The following is a 16648-nucleotide window of genomic DNA, read 5'->3' on the forward strand; positions in this document are numbered from 1 at the left end:
AACAAGGACGGCGTTCTCACAGCAGTTAGAGCGCCGTCAGTCCAGACAAGAGGCGAAGCTGTCGCTCACGGACAGGGCTGCTACTGGACGCGGGCAGCTTCAGCCCGCGTCCAGCTGGCTGTATGTCGCCGAGATGCCGACACCGTTGGTTGGCGCTTCCCACTTCCGGCCCAACCTGTCGTCGAGAGCATGGTCAATCCACTCGCGGAATACTTCGAAGCGGAACCAGACAGGGAGTGCTCGCCCGCCGCGCCGCGGCGGGGCGAGCACGCCCCATCGCACGATCAGCCAGAGATTCCGCAGGAGGAAGCTCACGAAAACGAACAACAACCACACGGTTGGATCAGTCGTACTCGTCCGCGCACGTGCTTCGCGCATCGTTCAGAAGACTGTCTCAATCGCTGAACGTTTCTCGTAGAGGGCTTCGACTTCCTTGGGCGTGCGATCGGTCAGATCGCACGCCACGCAGGCCCGGACGAGCAACCCGTGCTTGCCTCAGTTGCCCTGTTGATAGGAAACACAGACCGCGAGCGGGAAGCGCAGTTCCCGCTCGCTTCCTTCATACATCACGCACTCCGTCCAGTAGGAAACCGTCGTGTCCAGTTTCTCGGCCATCTGTTTCCCACGGCGGATGATCGGGAGAGCGACTGGTGCTGTGGCATCCAGTCGCTCGATCGAAGAGCCGTCGTAGAATCCACGGTCAGCAAGGAGTCCAGCCACGTCGAATGGAAGGACTGCGACGTGGTCGGGCAGTCGCTCGACCGCGTCGCTTTTGGGTTCATCACTGCGGACGGGAGTGACTGCGACGGCAAGCGGTTTCGCCCGACAGAGGACGAATCCAGCGAGGTAGCGATGGCACTGAGAGGTGCCATCGCGGGGTTTCGTGTGGCAAAGTTCGCCAGCCTCAGCGTGTGGACAGCCGTGGTAGTGGATATCGACGAAGTCGAGGCAGATGATCCTCGGGCCGGGGCCGAGGATCATCGCCGCCTGCTGGGCGAAGAGGTCGTTAACGACGGTTTCGAGTTCGTTAGGTGGGACGGTGTGAAGCTGAGCGAGTGTGTAGTCGTCGGAATACGTTCCACGAGTGGTGTCGGTGACAGCCTTGATGGATTTTTGATCGACAGCGGCTTGCAGGAGTGTCTGCCGGATGATCCCGGAGTCGAAGCCGCAGCCTTCGACTCCGGGGATCGGTATCTCGGCGAGGAGACTCTCCGCTAAGGTTTCAACATCTGAAGCCGTAAGGACAGTGTCTGGATGGTAGAGGCAATTCACAACACCCATCCAGACGCTCTCTACGAATCTAACCCCATCAGTCTTGACTAACTCCTGACTCGATGAGAACTACCGATTGTGGGTCGGTGAACACTCCTGCCCCGGCTGCGGGTTCGAGGCGGACAGGGACGTGAACGCGGCGTGGAACATCCGTTCTGGCGGTCCACAAGATGTAGGAGTGGGACACTCCGAACGAACGCCTGTAGAGACTGCGCTCCCTATGGACACCTCCGTGTCTGCAAAGTGCGTCGTGGAAGCAGGAAACCCAACCCTCAAGGAGCGAACAGCGTCAGCCGTGAGGGAGTAGGGGAGGGTAGTTCACTCGAGAGCTTGGTGGTACGGTTTTTGTGCGATAGTTGCACGGATTTCAGCAATCGCGTCACGGCCGGCGGTACTAGCCGCCTCCACCACAGCGAGTACTTCCCGCCGCGATATCTTCACACCAGACTCGGTGAGCGCGTCCTCAGGACGGGCGTTGAGTTCCCTGATGGTTCCCACACTCAGCAAATACGGAACGGACCACGCGGCGATCGTATTCCCGTGCGTGAGTGGCATCGCCTCGATGTACGCTTGGGCGTCATCGAGGAACGTCTCAGCGTGAGAGGCAGTCCGTTCGACGACCTTCGCTGCTGATTTTCGGTTACTGGGACAGAGGAGATCACCTTGGTCGATCCCTTCGTCAGCGAGCCACTCGGCGGGGAGGTAGACGTTGTTTTCCTCTGTGTAATCGTCGTACACGTCTTTCGAAACGTTCACCAGCTGCAAGAGGAGTCCAAACTCGTCCGCTGTGTCGTACAGCTTTCGAGGGCGTTTCTGAGAGACGCTCCCTCGCGTGAGGAGATTCGTAATAAGCCTGCCGACGGTACCAGCAGCGTAGTAACAGTATTGTTCGAGTTCGGAGCGATCGTTGATACGGAGTCCACCAGTGTCTGCGTAGCGCTCAACAAACATTGACATTCCGTTAACCATCTCCCGGACCAGCGGAACAACGGCCGTCTGTACGGATTCTGGTTGGTTGGTGAACGTCGCCCAAAGCGTCGGTAACTGAGCGACGACAGACCAGTCGGCGTTGCGGTCGGCTGACGGTGGCAACCAGCTGTCGACAGCTGCCCGGAACTCCTTCATCGTCCCGTTGCTGGAGGGATCGAGCGCGGCGTCGAACGTTTGGAGGAGATCCACCTGCGATTCAGGTGAGATATGACCGGCGTCTTCAATGGTATCAGCAACCCGACATAGAAGATACCCCAAGCAGATCTGCGAAGACATTGGCTCTTCCAGTATGTCGACGGTCAAGGCAAAGGTACGTGAGACGCCCTGTACTGCTTCGTGACACCACGCGATATTTGACTCAGGAGATGGAGCAGGCACCATTTCGGGATCCTATAGTGTAGTGAGGAAATGTATACAGAACAGAAATCCAAATCCACCGGATACTGCCACCGAAATGGGCAGTACTGTTTTTTGTTGGGTACCGCATATATGATGCCCGGGATACAGGGCAACCAAGCCGACAAGTGGAATAAACACGCGTGAGAGTCTCGCCGAGATCAAGTTGACGAGGATATAGAGATAGTTCTCTTCGTTCCACGCCCGTACCGTATTTCTCAACGATTCTTGTAACTCATTCATATCAGATGAATGCCTAATATACGAATTCTTGTCGGATATTCAATTGGCGTGTTTAAATCATTTGGGATCTCTTGCTTAATGTCGTGCGAATCCGCTATATGGTAGCTCCTATCGTTTCTGACTGTTGATTCAATTTCTGGATTGACATGAACGGGAGCCGAACTCGAGGAAGGCGTTCCTTCGGGCGAATTCGACGATCTTGTTTCCCTGCTTTCGGACGTGCTAACGCGTTACTGTCGATTCACCGCCGTCTTCTTCGATATCGTCTTCATCTGGGATGATCGGAACCCGTGCTTCCAGCGCGATGCCACGGTCAACGGCTTCTTGTGCAATACCCGTAGCTGCAGCAGTGAGCGTCCGTTTGGTTTGTTCGCTGAACTGCTTCCACGCATACGAGAGTGATTGCTGGGACGGTGCCTTCTCCAAATCGAGTGTCTTCAGGAGTGATGGTAGGTTTTCGAGACGATCTGCGACCTCGCTCTGGGCGAGGTCGTAGATCTCCCGATAGAGATACACCCGAGCCAACGGTTCAGTGCCGTTTGCGGATTTGTGTTGCTGGCGACTATCGGTGAGTCCGTCAACTGGAATCGATACCTCTCCGAGAACACGCCAGAGATGATCCACTGTTTCACAGACTTCTCCAGCGTGATAGACGATCGCCCCCGCGAGCGCGGGGGCGTCGTCACCTGCCGACATCCGTTTTGAAGTCATCGTAGTTCTGGGCGCGGCGGCGAGCGGTTTCAAGTCCTCACATTAGTCGCAAAAACGACCGTTTCAGAATCTGACCGAACTCATAACTGTCTCGTCATACGGTACTGTCGCCCAACGAATCTATCAACAAGCTAGTGGTTGGTAGAATTTGAGATCCCGAAAAAGTGGACTTTCCCTTTGCACAGTAGTTGAGACTAGCTCTCTCAATGCATAGAGCCCAGGCCAGTTGCTCGACTTGCCGACAAGCCGTATGATACTCAGACCCCCCCGCGCACGAATTCAGCAGTTACACTGAGGAGAAGTACGACTGACCGAAGCGAAGCAGATCTCGGTCAAATTCGTCCGGGTCGTCGACTCGAAAGTGGAAGAGCTGATTTCGCATATCCCCGATTCCAAGCACTAGCTCGCGAATTACATCCTGTTGATCATCGAAGAGTGATTCGAATTCTGCCCAGTGAATCGAGATGAATTGGGCATAGTGTGCGTAACTACAGTGCTCGATCGACGCTGGCGTTGGCAGTGGGTGTTCCTCGTCGAACGTTTCGGCTAGCTGCTCCGACAGCGCATCACCGAACACCCGCGTGAAAATCTCGCGCAACTGCATCTCGATGGACTCGATCAACAGGAATGGCTCGAGCATCTGTTTCAGTCGCGTCAGGAGGTCGTAGTCGGTCAGAATCCGCCACTCGTCATCTCGATTTACCACGATGTACGTATACTCTGCGAGTGAATCGAATACGGCAAGAAGGTTCTCGTCTTCACTGATGGTGTGTGCATCTTCGACGGCCGCTCCGACCGAGATCTTGTCGAGCGTTTTGTGTCCGACCTCCAGCCGCTGGAATGCAAGGAGGGTCCGGACCACGGACCTGTAGGTGACAATCCCGACGAGTTCGCTGTCACGTTCGACACCAATCTGGGTGTAGCTGTTCTCGAACATCCGACGAAGCGCCGATTCGAGCCCGAGGTCATATTTGACGGTCTGGAGGGTGTTCTCGATGGGCAGGTCAGCGATTGTGTACATGGATGCTCAGAAAGTTGGCCCGTAGCTAACTATGCGTTTCCGTCCGTATCCAATCGACCGCTGTGTCCACGTTCACTGGTGTTCGGTTAACCTCGAATCGACGGTTTTGTACGGTTTGAGCACGGCCGGCCCCACCGCGTACGCCCGACTCAGGCAATCTTGAACCACACAGAATACTACTGAGAGTGTTAACTGACTCGATGGAAATTCTGCTATCCCATGAGAGCGTGGAACAAGATATGGGACGCAAGAGACCGATCCGTGTTTCGTGCCGTCGAGCACGTTTAACTGACTGGTCTAAGTGCGTAAGAAGCCGAGGATTGGGCGCTACAGCCCGGATGCCGCGGGGCGCGGCATCCGGGAAAGCCCGCATAGGTGAATCTCTGTTCCATGCACTGGCGTCCCGGAGTGAGAATCAATGTACCTTGGAATTGATGTTCACAAGCGGCACGCACAGGTGGCAGTAATGGATGAAGACGGTGAGATTGTCGAAGAGGTTCGCGTCGAGAACGCGAACCTCGACGAACTCGCCCAGCGGTACGCTGGTGCCGAGGCCGTCATCGAAGCGACCACCAATTACTACCACATCCACGACACGCTGTCAGAGCATTTGGATGTGACTGTTGCTCACCCTGGGAAACTCTCGCTGATCGCAAACGCGGACAAGAAGACTGATCGCGTCGACGCTAAAGAGTTGGCGCGGATGGGTCGGTTGAATTCAGTGCCGGAGAGTTACGTTCCGACCGACGAAATCAGGAAGCCCGCGCACGAGTGCGCGGGCGACAGAAACTGGTAGAGACTCGGACCGACTACGCCAACAAGATCCACGGATTGTTATCCGAACACGGGATCACGCGTGAGATCAAGCCGCTGAGTGTATCGGGGCGAGAGTCCCTTCGGGACCTCTCGCTCCCGACGCCGTGGGACGAGTTGTTAGCGTCGTATCTCACGATGATCGAGACACTGACCGAAGAGATCGAGCGACTCAGCGCAATCGAAGAGCGCGCTGGGTCTCTGAAGGAGACCCTGCTGATGACGATTCCCGGCGTAAGCTACTATTCGGCCCTGATGATCTACGCCGAAGTCGGCGATATAGGGCGGTTTGATAGGGACAAAGAAGTCGTGAGTTACGCTGGATTGAACCCGGTGATCCGCGAGTCAGGCGACTCGCGGATCGAAGGTGGTATCTCGAAACGTGGATCCCGGCAGTTACGCTGGATCCTCGTCCAGTGTGCGCGCACAGCCGTCCATACCTGCAACGATGAGTATCTTAGTCGGTTCTACGACCGATTAGCGGGAAAGAAAGGATCGCAAAAAGCGATCGTCGCAACTGCTCGCAAGTTGCTGGTGTCTATCTTCCACATGCTCGACCGAAAGGAGGTGTATAACCCGCCAGGTGTGAGTGTCTGACCGCCGCCGGTCCGGCGGCGGTCAGTAGCCGGGTCGCAGGCCGCATCAGCCACAGCTACCGCACACGATGTCTCCCGCCTGCCACTGATTGAGATCAACATCAGCCTTTCGTCTGGTCATTTCCTAGATTTTGGGTCCAATCAGCGCACCGGTCCAAAATACTATGTCGTCAACGGTGGTTTGTTCAGGTAGCAGAATTTCCATAGGCGAACACGGACAATCCACGTTATTCAGTAGTCCGAGAGATCTGATTGTTGGTGTGATTGTCTGCCAGTGAGCACGTACGGTGCAATAGTTCTAAAGAACTCTGCGAGGAGGACAAGCAGTATTGGGCCAAGAAAAATACCGTAGAAGCCGAATGCGATCGGTCCGAGTATATACGCAAACATCAGTAGGCCAATATGCGTCCGGTTGCCGCTCACATACGGGCGAATCAGAAAGTCAGGAATCGTATCGACGACTACGAACGCTAAAAGGAGAAACAGAATCACGAAGCCAAACGCGCTTGGCTGACCACTGGCGACGGCTGCAACCGCGAGAATCGCTCCGACGGGGAGATACACGATTTTCATCCCAACAACTGGAATTAAACTTCCTGCTCCTGTGAGTGCACCGACTAGGGGCGCAAATGGAACTTTTACTGCTCCGGGTGCAACGAGATTATATCCAGAAAAGACAAGAATCCCGATAATTCCCGTCACAAATGCGTTCAGGATATTACCGAAGAGAATAGAAGACAGTTCATCGTCAACAGCTACTGCGTATGACTCGACAACGCCTGATTCATCAAAATTGTCGAGGAACCAGCCTACGAGCTGCGAACCATCGGTGAGTAAATAATACGTTCCGGCCAGAAGAATGAATCCATGGAGTGCTGCGTTTGCGATGAGGCCTACTGAATCAATCAGCGTAGTCACTATTCGTTCTGCCCACGTTTGAACTGCGGGATTGTTGAGAATCGCTGCAACCTCCTCAGGACTCATTGCTAGTATGTCACTGATCTCTAACCCTACAAGTGGTGCCGGAAGTCCACTCCCTTGTGCCGACTGCAGTGCAGAGAGATATGCTGCACCAGGACCGTTCCCGCCGACGAAGCGCTGGATCTCGGGTACCACTAGCACAAGGGTATAGGTGAGCAAGAAGAGAAACGGCAGCAGGAAAACAGCAATCGTAGTCACTGCAAGCACCTGACGGCGATAGGGAAGGTAACGGCCTTGGAGTCGCGATGGAAGCGAGAAGTTATCGAGCTTTCGATAAATTGGGCGGCTTGCATAGTAGAGAAAAACCGTGAACACGAGCGTCGCCTGAAACTGAATTAAGACAAAAACGACAGCAATCAGCAATCCTACCCCTCCTATTCCGAAAAGAATTCTTCGCCGTAGTCTTGCGTCGTAATTCATTCAGCTAATGATTACAACGGTATGGAAAAGGTATGTTGATATTGGAGTGCTGGCTTTCGCTCGTTAACCTACAATCGTGGTTGGCTCATTTATCGCCCAGAAGACAATGCGAAAAACATCATGACGCAATCGCCGTGAGAAACCAAGACGACATCTGAATTGTCGGCTAGATCTGCTTGAACCCAGCGAGACACCGTCACGGAGGTTGTCTAATGTTTACAAAAAGAGCGATCACCACCGACAATCAAAGAGGAAAAAGTAACCACGGGGGCTATCTGAAAAGACGACCAGCACGCCACTCCCACAGTGACTCAACTGATATCCAAACCAATATCCAGAGGGCGGTCAGGCCCACCACAAGAACTGTAGTTGAGAGCACCCCGAACGGTTCTACCGTTCTGAATAGGAGGGGTGTGAAAATGAGGATCAGGACTACAACAGATCCCAATCCGGCGAGTGCACATACAAAGTGCTCAATCCGTGAAGGGGTGGATAGCTGATTGCTAGCTGGTCTTGCCTCCTGACTGACCGAGAATGGTTTGCTCATACATACCACCTTCTGAATAAAGCTTCGTGATTGTCATATAAAAAATCTTGGTAGCTATTCACACAGCCTGAGGATTCCTCCGCTTTCAGGCGGGGAGAGGATGTTACACCCCGTATATTATCATAGGAGACGTGCCAACGCTTGTGTCTATGCTCTCGTCCTTCCTTGTCCCGCTTCAATCTAGCACGGAATTCACCGAAACAGTGGCAGTAGTCGCTGCAGCAGTCATCGTCGGTGCTGTGATCTGGTTCCTGGGAAAACGCCTGAGAACCCGACTTCGAACGGAGAACGCCGAAGTCGTCCGGGCGGGACCCCTCCTGGTTGTGGCAAGCGTCGCCGCCGTCGTCTTGGTGCTCCGATGGAATGCGGCTGGGACCGCACTCTCGGTCGTTGGTGTGCTTGAATTCGGTATCGAGGCTGGTGTCCGCCTCCTACTTACGATACTCCTGTTCGTCGCCGCGTACACCGTCACCCGTATCCTGAAGCGGTTCCTCCTCGGCAGTGGCAGCTCGAAACACCGCGTCACGTCCGACCACCAGCGTCGGGTCAGCTACTACGTCACTCAAGTCGTGATCTACGTTTTCGCCGTATTCGGAACGTTCTCACTGTGGGGTGTCCAGCTAAGCGATCTTCTGCTAGGAGCCGGCGTCCTGGGTATCGTGCTGGGGTTTGCGGCCCAGGAGACGCTCGGATCGATCCTCGCGGGGTTTATCCTCATGCTCTCGCGCCCGTTCGCCATCGGGGACTGGGTCCGAATCGGCGATCACGAGGGATTCATCACCGAGATCACCATCAACAACGTCCGCCTCCGTAATCTCGACGGCGAACACGTTGTGCTCCCGAACGAAGCCGTGAACAATCGAACGATCATCAATCGCAGTATCGAAGGAAAACTTCGGCTCCGGGTCGAAGTCGGGATCGATTACGACGTTGATCCCGACCATGCCGAAGCTGTCGCTCTGGACGCACTCACGGAACTCGAGGAGATCATGACTCAGCCCGCCCCGCAAGTACTCCCGGCTCGATTCGACGATTCAGCCGTGATACTCGAACTGCGATTCTGGGTCGACAAAACCGACTCCACAACGGAAATGGCGAGCCACGCAAGTCGTCATCCACAATGTCAAGGCCGCGTTCCGACGGGAGGGAATCAAGATCCCGTTCCCGCAACGTGAACTCATGGGGAGGAAAGAGACCGGTGGCTTTCGAGTCGTTGACGACGAGCTGAGCGGCCAACCTGAGGTGGATTCATACCCGCCGACCTCATCGACAGATCGATCCGAGTGAGCAGGAGCAGCGTCTCTTCCTTGATCACCTACTTCCTTCAAGTCGCAACGGACACAGGAGACGGCTATAACACGGGAACGATTAGTGAAGCCGATAGCGACAACAAACTCGACACAGAACCAAAATTCCGAGTGTTACCACAGCCGAAAGAATGGGTCGCGCGAGATCCGGATGGATGATCCGGACATCGTACGAGGGCTCCTGCAGTCGCTGCTGTTCGTCACGCAAGCCAGGGATACGCCTGTCGTCCAGACTAAGAGCTACGATGAGGTTGAAGAGGCACTGATCGACACGATCGTCTCAGGATTGTTCGCAGATGAATCGATGTCATCTAGTGTCTGATTCGGACACTCGTGGGTGAACGCTGAGCATTCGCCTACCGCTCTCAGTGGTTGACATCCTCCCCCCGCGAGCAGGTTCGCGGCGCGACGCTCCGAGACGAACGTCTTAATTGGGAACATCGCTCGTCGGGTGACGCCGTCGCGTCATCCTTGCCTGCTGTGACTTCCAGCTACTACTGAGCATTGACCAACAATCCCCTACCCAAGAGCGCTCATAATTGTCACATCCCGCTTTGCTGTAACAGCATGACCGCAGCGAGTGCAGTAAAAATGTCTGGGAGAACAGTAAATAGGCCAATCCCAGTCGGCTCGACGCCAAAAACAACCCACACGATCGGATTTGCCCAAATAGCATACAGAAATAGCGAGACGTTGATGAGAAGCAACGTCCGCGTGAACGGGTTAGGAAGACGCCGATAAATGCGGAAATACGTTACTGCCACTCCGAGAAGAATCGCTGCGGTGAAGATCGAGACGAACACTTTTGTTAGGATAAACAGACTTCGAATAAGATGTTCTCCCGAGAACGGTTGCTCTAAGAGCATCCAGACAAGGAGCGTCACTCCGAGTGCGACACTCGCCGCTATAGTGACTAATAGAACCGTTCGCCGGGTCGTCTCTGTCTCATCAAATTTCATCTGTATGCTACTCCCGCTCATTCTGTGTCTCTCCGTCTGATTCCATGTTCGCACCTGCCCCTGGTGATGATGATTCAGTCGGTAATAGTTCGGCCATATCTGCTTTCCGAGCTACTTGCTCGAGGATGTCCAGATTCTCTTTCATCTGATCAGTTAGAAAATAAGTCATTCCGTATCCGTCGCCCATCGTGGTTAATACCCCGTTCTCACAGAGCAGGTCAAGATGATGGCGGGTAGTTTTGTAGTCTAACTCTAAGCTCTCCGAAAGCTGATTTGCGTTCATCGGTGTCTCGTGGAGTGTGAGGATGATGCGAAGGCGATTCCGGCCACCTCGTGAACCACCAATCAACCACCAGAGAACCCGACGCATCTGTGTGCGACTACAACCGGGAATATAAAAATATGAGTGGATTGAATCTGTAGGATATACGAGGACCGATTGGGATAATCGGTCGCTCATGGGAGGTTGCGCCAGCAGGGAATCAGTTCTGTCAACCACAGGATACCCATTCTACTGTGATTGTACTATGCTCCAGCAGCTATCACTCCAAGGCCCGCGGATAAGATTATTTGCCGAATTTTACCACACGTACAGACAGACTTGAGCCAGAATTGCACCCAAATTCATCCAGACTGCGTGAGATCGATTCGCTCGGTAAACAGAAATCTGAAATCTATGTCAGAAAGCGGTGGTGTGGAGTCAAGTTCGGTTACTGGTTCGCGACTCTATCTGAATTTGGGTGTAATTGTGCGTCGATCTGGTCTGACTTCTGGCTCAAGTCCGGCAAAAGAGTAACCCCGAGTAAATACTTCCTACGAGTGTAATGTCAAAATCCGTCTCTGGTGAGCGCTACAATACACGATATTTACCACACAGCTATGTTTCTACCATTACTTCTTGGAAATAATGAATCGAGGCAATAGTATGACTACCGGCCGCTCCCGCTTAGAACTGGTGGCTTCGCTCATGATACTCTTGATGCTGGTGATCAGCGTATTCGCACTCACTACCCCCGTCGCATCTGCCCAGTCGAGTGGGACTGCAATCGCGATCTCAAATGTCACTACAAGCACTCAGACGTCAACCGCGGGAGAGCCGTTCTCACTCCGGGTCACGATCTCGAACTATCCCAATAGCCAACGGACAGCGAATCTTAATGATCTCGTCGTTGAGGTTGATGGCAATCGAGAACACATAGTAAATGGACTCGGTCAATTGACGCCTGGGTCACAGATGACTGTATCCGTCCCAGTGACAATCAATGACCCCGGACAGAAAACTATCAGTCTCAAACTGTATGGGAGTACCTCTGGAACGGTAATTAACGTCCAGTCTCAATACGTCGTGGACGTGCGCGAGCCACAACGCCCGAGTTTGGGGATTGCTGTCACTGAACCCAAGACTGGTGACACGGGAGGTGTCACGGTTTCTAATCCGGTCGTCGGAGCGACACGGCAGGTGAACGTAACTGTCGCCAATGGGAACACAGAACCACTCCGTAACGTCCAATTGCGTCTGGACGGTGATGCGGATATCAAAAATTCCCGACGGATTAGTGCTTCAATCGCGTCCGGAGACCAAACCAGCCACACGTATCGGGTGAAGTTCTTCCGGTCCGGACAGCAATCACTCAACGCGACACTTACATATGATACTCCGTCCGGAAAGACACGGACGGTGTCTCAAGTTGACACCGTCAACGTTGATGCGGCGACGAGTGATGTGACACTGGATGTTTCCAATCAGATTCGTAATGATTCATCGGTCATCCTTACAGAACTCCATCAGTTCGGCAACGTAGAACTCGAGGACGTACAGATCCGTGCAGTGAATGATGGAAGCACTGTTGCCAGAGTCCCTATCTCAAACGTTCCGGGAGATGGATCCCGAAATGTCGCTCTGGATGATAACGATATTCCAGCCGGCAACATCACGATTGTGGCAACGTTCACCGCCGGGACAGATCGACAGACCATCCAACAGAGTCTCCGGTACTCAAAATATTCTCCAGCGCCAACCTCTGCGATTGCACTAACCGATGTTGGAATCACCCGGAGCGGGGGAACGTTGACCATCGAGGGTGAGGCAGCGAACGTCGGCACCGCACAGGTGAATTCGGTTCTGATCAGTGCTGCTAACACGGATGCCGTAACGCCCGTTTGGCCGACAAAAGAATATTTCATTGACAACATCGACTCAAATGAGTTCGAAACGTTCGAAGCGACGGTGAACGCCTCGTCGAATCTTGACCAGATCCCGATTCAAGTAGAGTACACCATCAACGGCCAGCGGGTGTCCAGCACGCTCCCCGTTGATATCGGCACCATCGAATCTCAGTCAGACAGCAACCAAGAAGGTGGCTCCCCGCTGCTAGCAATCGGTCTCCTCGTGATCGTGGTAGTCGGGGCTGGGATCGGAGTGTATCGGTGGCGAAACTAATGAGCATCAACGATAGCTTGCCAGCTGGTCCGTTGAGTAGTCTGATAACTGCCTCATCAAGGATACTCAGATAATGCCACCAGCAATACAGATACACGACGTTACGAAGCGGTTCGGTTCCTTCACGGCCGTCGACCGTGTCGACTTACAGATCGAACAGGGCGAGGTGTTCGGGTTTCTCGGCCACAACGGTGCCGGAAAGTCGACACTGATCAACATGCTTCTGGACCACATCCGTCCGACTGCGGGTGACCTGAGGTGTTCGGCGCCGACTGTCAGACGGACAGCGTCGAAGCGCGCAAGCACATGGGGATCCTTCCGGACGGGTATGGTGTGTACTCCGGTCTCACGGGCCGCCAGCACGTCCAGTTCGCAATGGAATCCAAGGGCGTCGACGGCGAACCACTCAACCTGCTCGACCGAGTCGGTATTACGGAGGCAGCCGACCGTGCTGCTGAGGGTTACTCAAAGGGGATGACACAGCGCATGGTGTTTGCAATGGCACTCGTTGGTGAGCCCGACCTCCTCATTCTTGACAAGCCGAACGTCGGGACTTGACCCGGCGGGTGCACGGTCGATGCGTGAAATCATCCTCGAAGAGAACGAGCGAGGGGCGACTGTCTTCTTCTCGAGTCACATCCTCGAACAGATCGAAGCGGTTGCCGATCGTGTCGGTATTATGCACCAGGGCCAGCTTGCAGCCGTCGACACGATCGGCGGGCTGCGAGATATGGCTGGCGGTGAGACGAGACTTCTCATTGCGACCAACAATCTCGAAGACACACATATCGATGCGGTCGAAGCACTCGACGAGGTCGACAAAGCGGGGCTCACCGACGAGGGCCGGCTCGCGGTCACGTGTGCGAAGGGCGCAAAGATGGACGTACTGCTTGCGTTGGACGAACAAGGCGTCGAGGTGCTCGACTTGACAACCGAAGAGGCATCGCTTGAGGACCTGTTCGTCGAATATACACGGAGAAGTGAATGACGAGATGGCTGACTGTGGCCCGGAAGGATATCCGCGGCCTGATAGGGAGCCGAACGGGGAAGGCCGGCATCGCGTTCGTTGTCTTGATCTTCGTGTTTGGCGGGTATATCGTTCCAACGACGGCGTCCGACCCGACGATGACTGACTACGATGGGTTCATTCGCGGGATCGCGTTGTTTCTCGTTCCCTTGTTCGGGCTGTTGCTTGGCTACCGTGCGGTAGTCGGAGAGCAAGCCGCGGGTCGCTTGACACTCACGTTGTCTTTCCCACATTCCCGAGCGGATATTGTGTTCGGCAAGATGATCGGACGTGGACTTGTCCTGTTCGTGACGATCACGGTCGGTGTTCTCGGTGGCGCCGCACTCATCGAGTATCCGTTCGGGAGCGTCGCGCTCGACAGGCTCGTAAGCTATCTGGGCGCGACCCTCCTGTTTGGATTCGCGTTTCTTGCGGTTGGGATGGCGCTCTCGACACTGACCGCGTCGCTTCGCCGAGCGACGGTTTTCACATTCGGGTTATTCTTCCTATTCGTCGTCGGATGGCCGCAGCTCACTGGGTTCTTTCTGCAAGGGCTGGAGTACCTGAACCTGGCAAGTGACGAACTTCCCAATTGGGCCGTCTTTGTCCACGGCGCGGAGCCAGCATGCTGTACAAACGCGTCTTGGACACATACGTGAGTCCGAACAAACTCACCAGCGGGGCGGCTCTCGGCTCCGCCGGGCCGTGGTATCTGCAGGGTGGACCGGCCGCCTGGCTGCTAGTAGGCTGGATTATCCTGCCGTCGATTGGAGGGTACCTCCAGTTCCGGAGGACGGACTTATGAGCTGGCAGGCGATCGCGCGAAACGATCTACGCAAAGCAATTCATGAGCGGGGGGCATGGGCACTCTTCGCTGGATTCTTCCTTGGGTTTGGAGGGCTCGCAGCCTTGCTCGTCCAACTCGGTGATCCCGAGTTTGAGGGATATCTCGACCTTCTTGCACCTGGTGTTGGCCTGCTAGTTCCACTCGCAGGGATCATCCTCGGCTACGAGGCCATTATCGGCGAACGAGAATCGGGGACTGCTGTGCTGTCGCTATCCATGCCACACTCACGAGCGAGTCTTATCGTCGGCAAACTTGTTGGCAGAACGACGCTGCTCGCCGCTGTCATTGCAGTCGCTGCCCTCCTCGCCAGTGTTATTCTTCTGTATTTCTTCCCGTCATTCTCCGCGTCTCGTTTTGTTGGCTTCACAGCAATGTCAACCGTATATGGAACAACGTTCCTCTGGATCGCAGCCGCACTCTCGATGGCATTATCAACGTCGCGTCGGGTGATCGCTGCGGCGTTCGGAGCGTACATCGGATTAACGCTCTTTTGGACCGCACTTGTCAATCTTACAGAAACAGTCCTCTTTCGCTTCCGTTCGACATCGGGAGAACCCGAAACGTGGGTCACGCTTGTGAGTTTTATAGGTCCGAATACATCGTTCAATTACGTGCTTGGAGAGGTACTTGATGCCGGGGCCATTCCCGCTGCCGTTGTAGACTCGTCTGCGGACTTCGTGACACCAGCGGTGGCATTACTCGCTCTTGCAGGGTGGGCCGTACTTCCGGTGATTGGCGGGTTCCTTTCGTTCCGCAAAGACGACCTCTGACATCTTCCTTTGGATTCAGGTGCAGGAATTCTGACCGTAGTGGGAATATTAGGGTTTAATCTATCTGTTTGCCCGGTGCGAGACCCTCCGAGGTTTGATTGACGGGGACTAGAGCATCTGGGAGAGGACGATCGGAAGCGAGAGTATCACCAGCGGCTTCAGCAGCTCACTGTCGGTGACGTTGACATCGCGCGTGCTCACGCAGTACGCCTCAGTTCCGAGTCAATATACGAGGCCAGTGAGACGCGTGCTGCCGCGGCGGCGCTTTTGCGGTCTGTCGTCGCGCGCCCGTACATCGCGCCGTTGACCGTAGCTAGGATATGCTCCGCAACCCGCGACGGGTCGACATCACGGAAAGTGCCGTCGTTGATGCCGCGTTCGACGATGCTCCGGACGGTGGCTGCCAGTCGTTCATCGATCTGCGTGAATTGCTCGCGAAATACCTCGTTCGTCACGGCTTGGGAACGGAGGCCGGCTAGAACCGCTTGAGCTGTCGTTGCTCCTCGTCGGGCTGAAGCGGGAGGAGCTTCTCAATGACGTGCTTGAGATCCTCTGGCGGTTCGTCGCCTGTCTCTGTCTCGATCGTCTCTTCGAATCTATCGACGGCGAACTCGAGAAACGCGACCAGAAGGTCGTCTTTCGTGTCGTAGTGGTAGTAGATAGCAGCCTTCGATTTATCGAGTTCGTCGGCGATTCGGGAAATCGACAGGTCGGCGTAACCGAACTTGAGTAGTGCTCGATAAGTGGCTTCCATAATCTCTTTTTCGGCGGTGCTCCAGTGCTGTTTGGGTGAATCAGAAGTCATAGTCAGTCTGATTGGTTCTCGTCGATCCGTTCCAGTTTGGAGACGTCGACAACGTTGAATTCGGCTGTACACCAGTGGCAGAATCCGAGATCGGGATCGACCGGCTTTCCGCAGGCAGGACAGGTTAGAGATTCATCAGCCTCTGTTGACCCGACAGTATTGTCTGCCTGGAATCTATCGGTTTGTCTTCTAACCTTCGCGATGAGATACGCGTCAAGGGCACTAGCGGCACTGATCAGGACTATCGGGAGAGTCGAGAATGGATCGGTTAGCGTACCCGAACTAAGCGCGGTTATCGTTGACTCGGGGACGAACAGAACTGAAGCAGCAACGATGAGTCCTAACCATCCAAGCGCTCTCAGCCAGCGCCGGAGGTAGAAGTGGCCAAGTCCGGTAACCATTGTCCCCAGAAGCGCAGCGAGTAGTGGATTGTTTCTGAGTGAGACTTGTCCCATACTACTGACTAAACGTTCAGTAGGTGTTAAACCCTTCGTCTAACTGGAAAAGGCCATTGCCAGAGGCAT

The 16648-nt window shown here is 54.7% G+C and carries 12 protein-coding genes and 5 pseudogenes; 8 read left to right on the plus strand and 9 right to left on the minus strand.

Features of this window, described 5'->3' with window-relative positions:
• Positions 1-99 precede the first annotated feature (99 nt).
• Positions 100-1281 (minus strand): annotated as a pseudogene (locus P1L40_RS22330) (ISH3 family transposase).
• A gap of 67 nt (positions 1282-1348) precedes the next feature.
• Between P1L40_RS22330 and P1L40_RS22335 the strand changes: the two are divergent.
• Positions 1349-1579 (plus strand): annotated as a pseudogene (locus tag P1L40_RS22335) (zinc ribbon domain-containing protein); the annotation flags it as partial.
• Positions 1580-1590: 11 nt separating this feature from the next.
• On the opposite strand, the gene P1L40_RS22340 reads toward P1L40_RS22335, so the two are convergent.
• The 3 genes from P1L40_RS22340 to P1L40_RS22350 all read right to left on the minus strand — a co-directional run bounded on the left by P1L40_RS22340 (position 1591) and on the right by P1L40_RS22350 (position 4633).
• Positions 1591-2643, minus strand: coding sequence for a phytoene/squalene synthase family protein (locus tag P1L40_RS22340; protein ID WP_284011642.1), 1053 nt, complete (start codon positions 2641-2643; stop codon positions 1591-1593).
• A gap of 480 nt (positions 2644-3123) precedes the next feature.
• A complete protein-coding gene (locus P1L40_RS22345; protein WP_419181211.1) occupies positions 3124-3612 on the minus strand; it encodes a hypothetical protein in 489 nt (162 codons plus the stop codon).
• Between the two features lie 286 nt (positions 3613-3898).
• Positions 3899-4633, minus strand: coding sequence for a CBS domain-containing protein (locus P1L40_RS22350; RefSeq protein WP_284011643.1), 735 nt, complete (start codon positions 4631-4633; stop codon positions 3899-3901).
• A 418-nt stretch (positions 4634-5051) separates the two neighbouring features.
• Here P1L40_RS22350 and P1L40_RS22355 point away from each other — a divergent pair.
• Positions 5052-6043 (plus strand): annotated as a pseudogene (locus tag P1L40_RS22355) (IS110 family RNA-guided transposase).
• A 230-nt stretch (positions 6044-6273) separates the two neighbouring features.
• Here the strand turns inward: P1L40_RS22355 and P1L40_RS22360 are convergent.
• Complete coding sequence (locus P1L40_RS22360; RefSeq protein WP_284011644.1) at positions 6274-7443, minus strand: AI-2E family transporter; 1170 nt, start codon at positions 7441-7443, stop codon at positions 6274-6276.
• A gap of 696 nt (positions 7444-8139) precedes the next feature.
• On the opposite strand from P1L40_RS22360, the gene P1L40_RS22365 reads away from it, so the two are divergent.
• Together P1L40_RS22365 and P1L40_RS22370 are read left to right on the plus strand one after the other, a co-directional pair.
• Entirely contained in the window at positions 8140-9165 is a 1026-nt protein-coding gene (locus P1L40_RS22365) for a mechanosensitive ion channel family protein (protein ID WP_284011645.1), read from the plus strand.
• Between the two features lie 283 nt (positions 9166-9448).
• The gene (locus P1L40_RS22370) at positions 9449-9619 is read left to right on the plus strand and encodes a hypothetical protein (RefSeq protein WP_284011646.1); all 171 of its coding nucleotides are present in this window, start codon (positions 9449-9451) and stop codon (positions 9617-9619) included.
• A 220-nt stretch (positions 9620-9839) separates the two neighbouring features.
• Here P1L40_RS22370 and P1L40_RS22375 read toward each other — a convergent pair whose 3' ends face one another.
• Together P1L40_RS22375 and P1L40_RS22380 are read right to left on the minus strand one after the other, a co-directional pair.
• The gene (locus P1L40_RS22375) at positions 9840-10256 is read right to left on the minus strand and encodes a DUF8036 family membrane protein (protein ID WP_284011647.1); all 417 of its coding nucleotides are present in this window, start codon (positions 10254-10256) and stop codon (positions 9840-9842) included.
• Positions 10257-10263: 7 nt separating this feature from the next.
• On the minus strand, positions 10264-10626 hold the full coding sequence (locus tag P1L40_RS22380; protein WP_284011648.1) for a winged helix-turn-helix domain-containing protein: 363 nt from the start codon (positions 10624-10626) through the stop codon (positions 10264-10266).
• A gap of 555 nt (positions 10627-11181) precedes the next feature.
• Between P1L40_RS22380 and P1L40_RS22385 the strand changes: the two genes are divergently transcribed.
• The 4 genes and pseudogenes from P1L40_RS22385 to P1L40_RS22400 all read left to right on the plus strand — a co-directional run bounded on the left by P1L40_RS22385 (position 11182) and on the right by P1L40_RS22400 (position 15319).
• The gene (locus tag P1L40_RS22385) at positions 11182-12696 is read left to right on the plus strand and encodes a COG1361 family protein (protein WP_284011649.1); all 1515 of its coding nucleotides are present in this window, start codon (positions 11182-11184) and stop codon (positions 12694-12696) included.
• Between the two features lie 73 nt (positions 12697-12769).
• Positions 12770-13684 (plus strand): annotated as a pseudogene (locus P1L40_RS22390) (ABC transporter ATP-binding protein).
• A gap of 14 nt (positions 13685-13698) precedes the next feature.
• Entirely contained in the window at positions 13699-14361 is a 663-nt protein-coding gene (locus P1L40_RS22395; RefSeq protein ID WP_284011650.1) for an ABC transporter permease, read from the plus strand.
• A gap of 142 nt (positions 14362-14503) precedes the next feature.
• Positions 14504-15319: an ABC transporter permease gene (locus P1L40_RS22400; protein ID WP_284011651.1), complete on the plus strand. Its 816-nt coding sequence runs from the start codon at positions 14504-14506 to the stop codon at positions 15317-15319.
• 197 nt (positions 15320-15516) lie between these two features.
• On the opposite strand, the pseudogene P1L40_RS22405 reads toward P1L40_RS22400, so the two are convergent.
• A pseudogene (locus P1L40_RS22405) lies at positions 15517-16124 on the minus strand (TetR/AcrR family transcriptional regulator).
• Between the two features lie 2 nt (positions 16125-16126).
• Positions 16127-16579: a zinc ribbon domain-containing protein gene (locus tag P1L40_RS22410; RefSeq protein WP_284011652.1), complete on the minus strand. Its 453-nt coding sequence runs from the start codon at positions 16577-16579 to the stop codon at positions 16127-16129.
• Between the last annotated feature and the right edge of the window lie 69 nt (positions 16580-16648).

It is taken from the genome of Haloarcula pelagica, from assembly GCF_030127105.1.
GTDB classification, from domain to species: Archaea; Halobacteriota; Halobacteria; order Halobacteriales; family Haloarculaceae; genus Haloarcula; species Haloarcula pelagica.

Excerpts from the sequence above, each read along its gene's own strand:
- P1L40_RS22380 (WP_284011648.1), bottom strand. The coding sequence starts at position 10,626 with ATGCGTCGGGTTCTCTGGTGGTTGATTGGTGGTTCACGAGGTGGCCGG.
- P1L40_RS22350 (WP_284011643.1), bottom strand. The coding sequence starts at position 4,633 with ATGTACACAATCGCTGACCTGCCCATCGAGAACACCCTCCAGACCGTC.
- P1L40_RS22375 (WP_284011647.1), bottom strand. The coding sequence starts at position 10,256 with ATGAAATTTGATGAGACAGAGACGACCCGGCGAACGGTTCTATTAGTC.
- P1L40_RS22345 (WP_419181211.1), bottom strand. The coding sequence starts at position 3,612 with ATGACTTCAAAACGGATGTCGGCAGGTGACGACGCCCCCGCGCTCGCG.
- P1L40_RS22410 (WP_284011652.1), bottom strand. The coding sequence starts at position 16,579 with ATGGGACAAGTCTCACTCAGAAACAATCCACTACTCGCTGCGCTTCTG.
- P1L40_RS22370 (WP_284011646.1), top strand. The coding sequence starts at position 9,449 with ATGGATGATCCGGACATCGTACGAGGGCTCCTGCAGTCGCTGCTGTTC.
- P1L40_RS22360 (WP_284011644.1), bottom strand. The coding sequence starts at position 7,443 with ATGAATTACGACGCAAGACTACGGCGAAGAATTCTTTTCGGAATAGGA.
- P1L40_RS22385 (WP_284011649.1), top strand. The coding sequence starts at position 11,182 with ATGACTACCGGCCGCTCCCGCTTAGAACTGGTGGCTTCGCTCATGATA.
- P1L40_RS22365 (WP_284011645.1), top strand. The coding sequence starts at position 8,140 with ATGCTCTCGTCCTTCCTTGTCCCGCTTCAATCTAGCACGGAATTCACC.
- P1L40_RS22400 (WP_284011651.1), top strand. The coding sequence starts at position 14,504 with ATGAGCTGGCAGGCGATCGCGCGAAACGATCTACGCAAAGCAATTCAT.
- P1L40_RS22340 (WP_284011642.1), bottom strand. The coding sequence starts at position 2,643 with ATGGTGCCTGCTCCATCTCCTGAGTCAAATATCGCGTGGTGTCACGAA.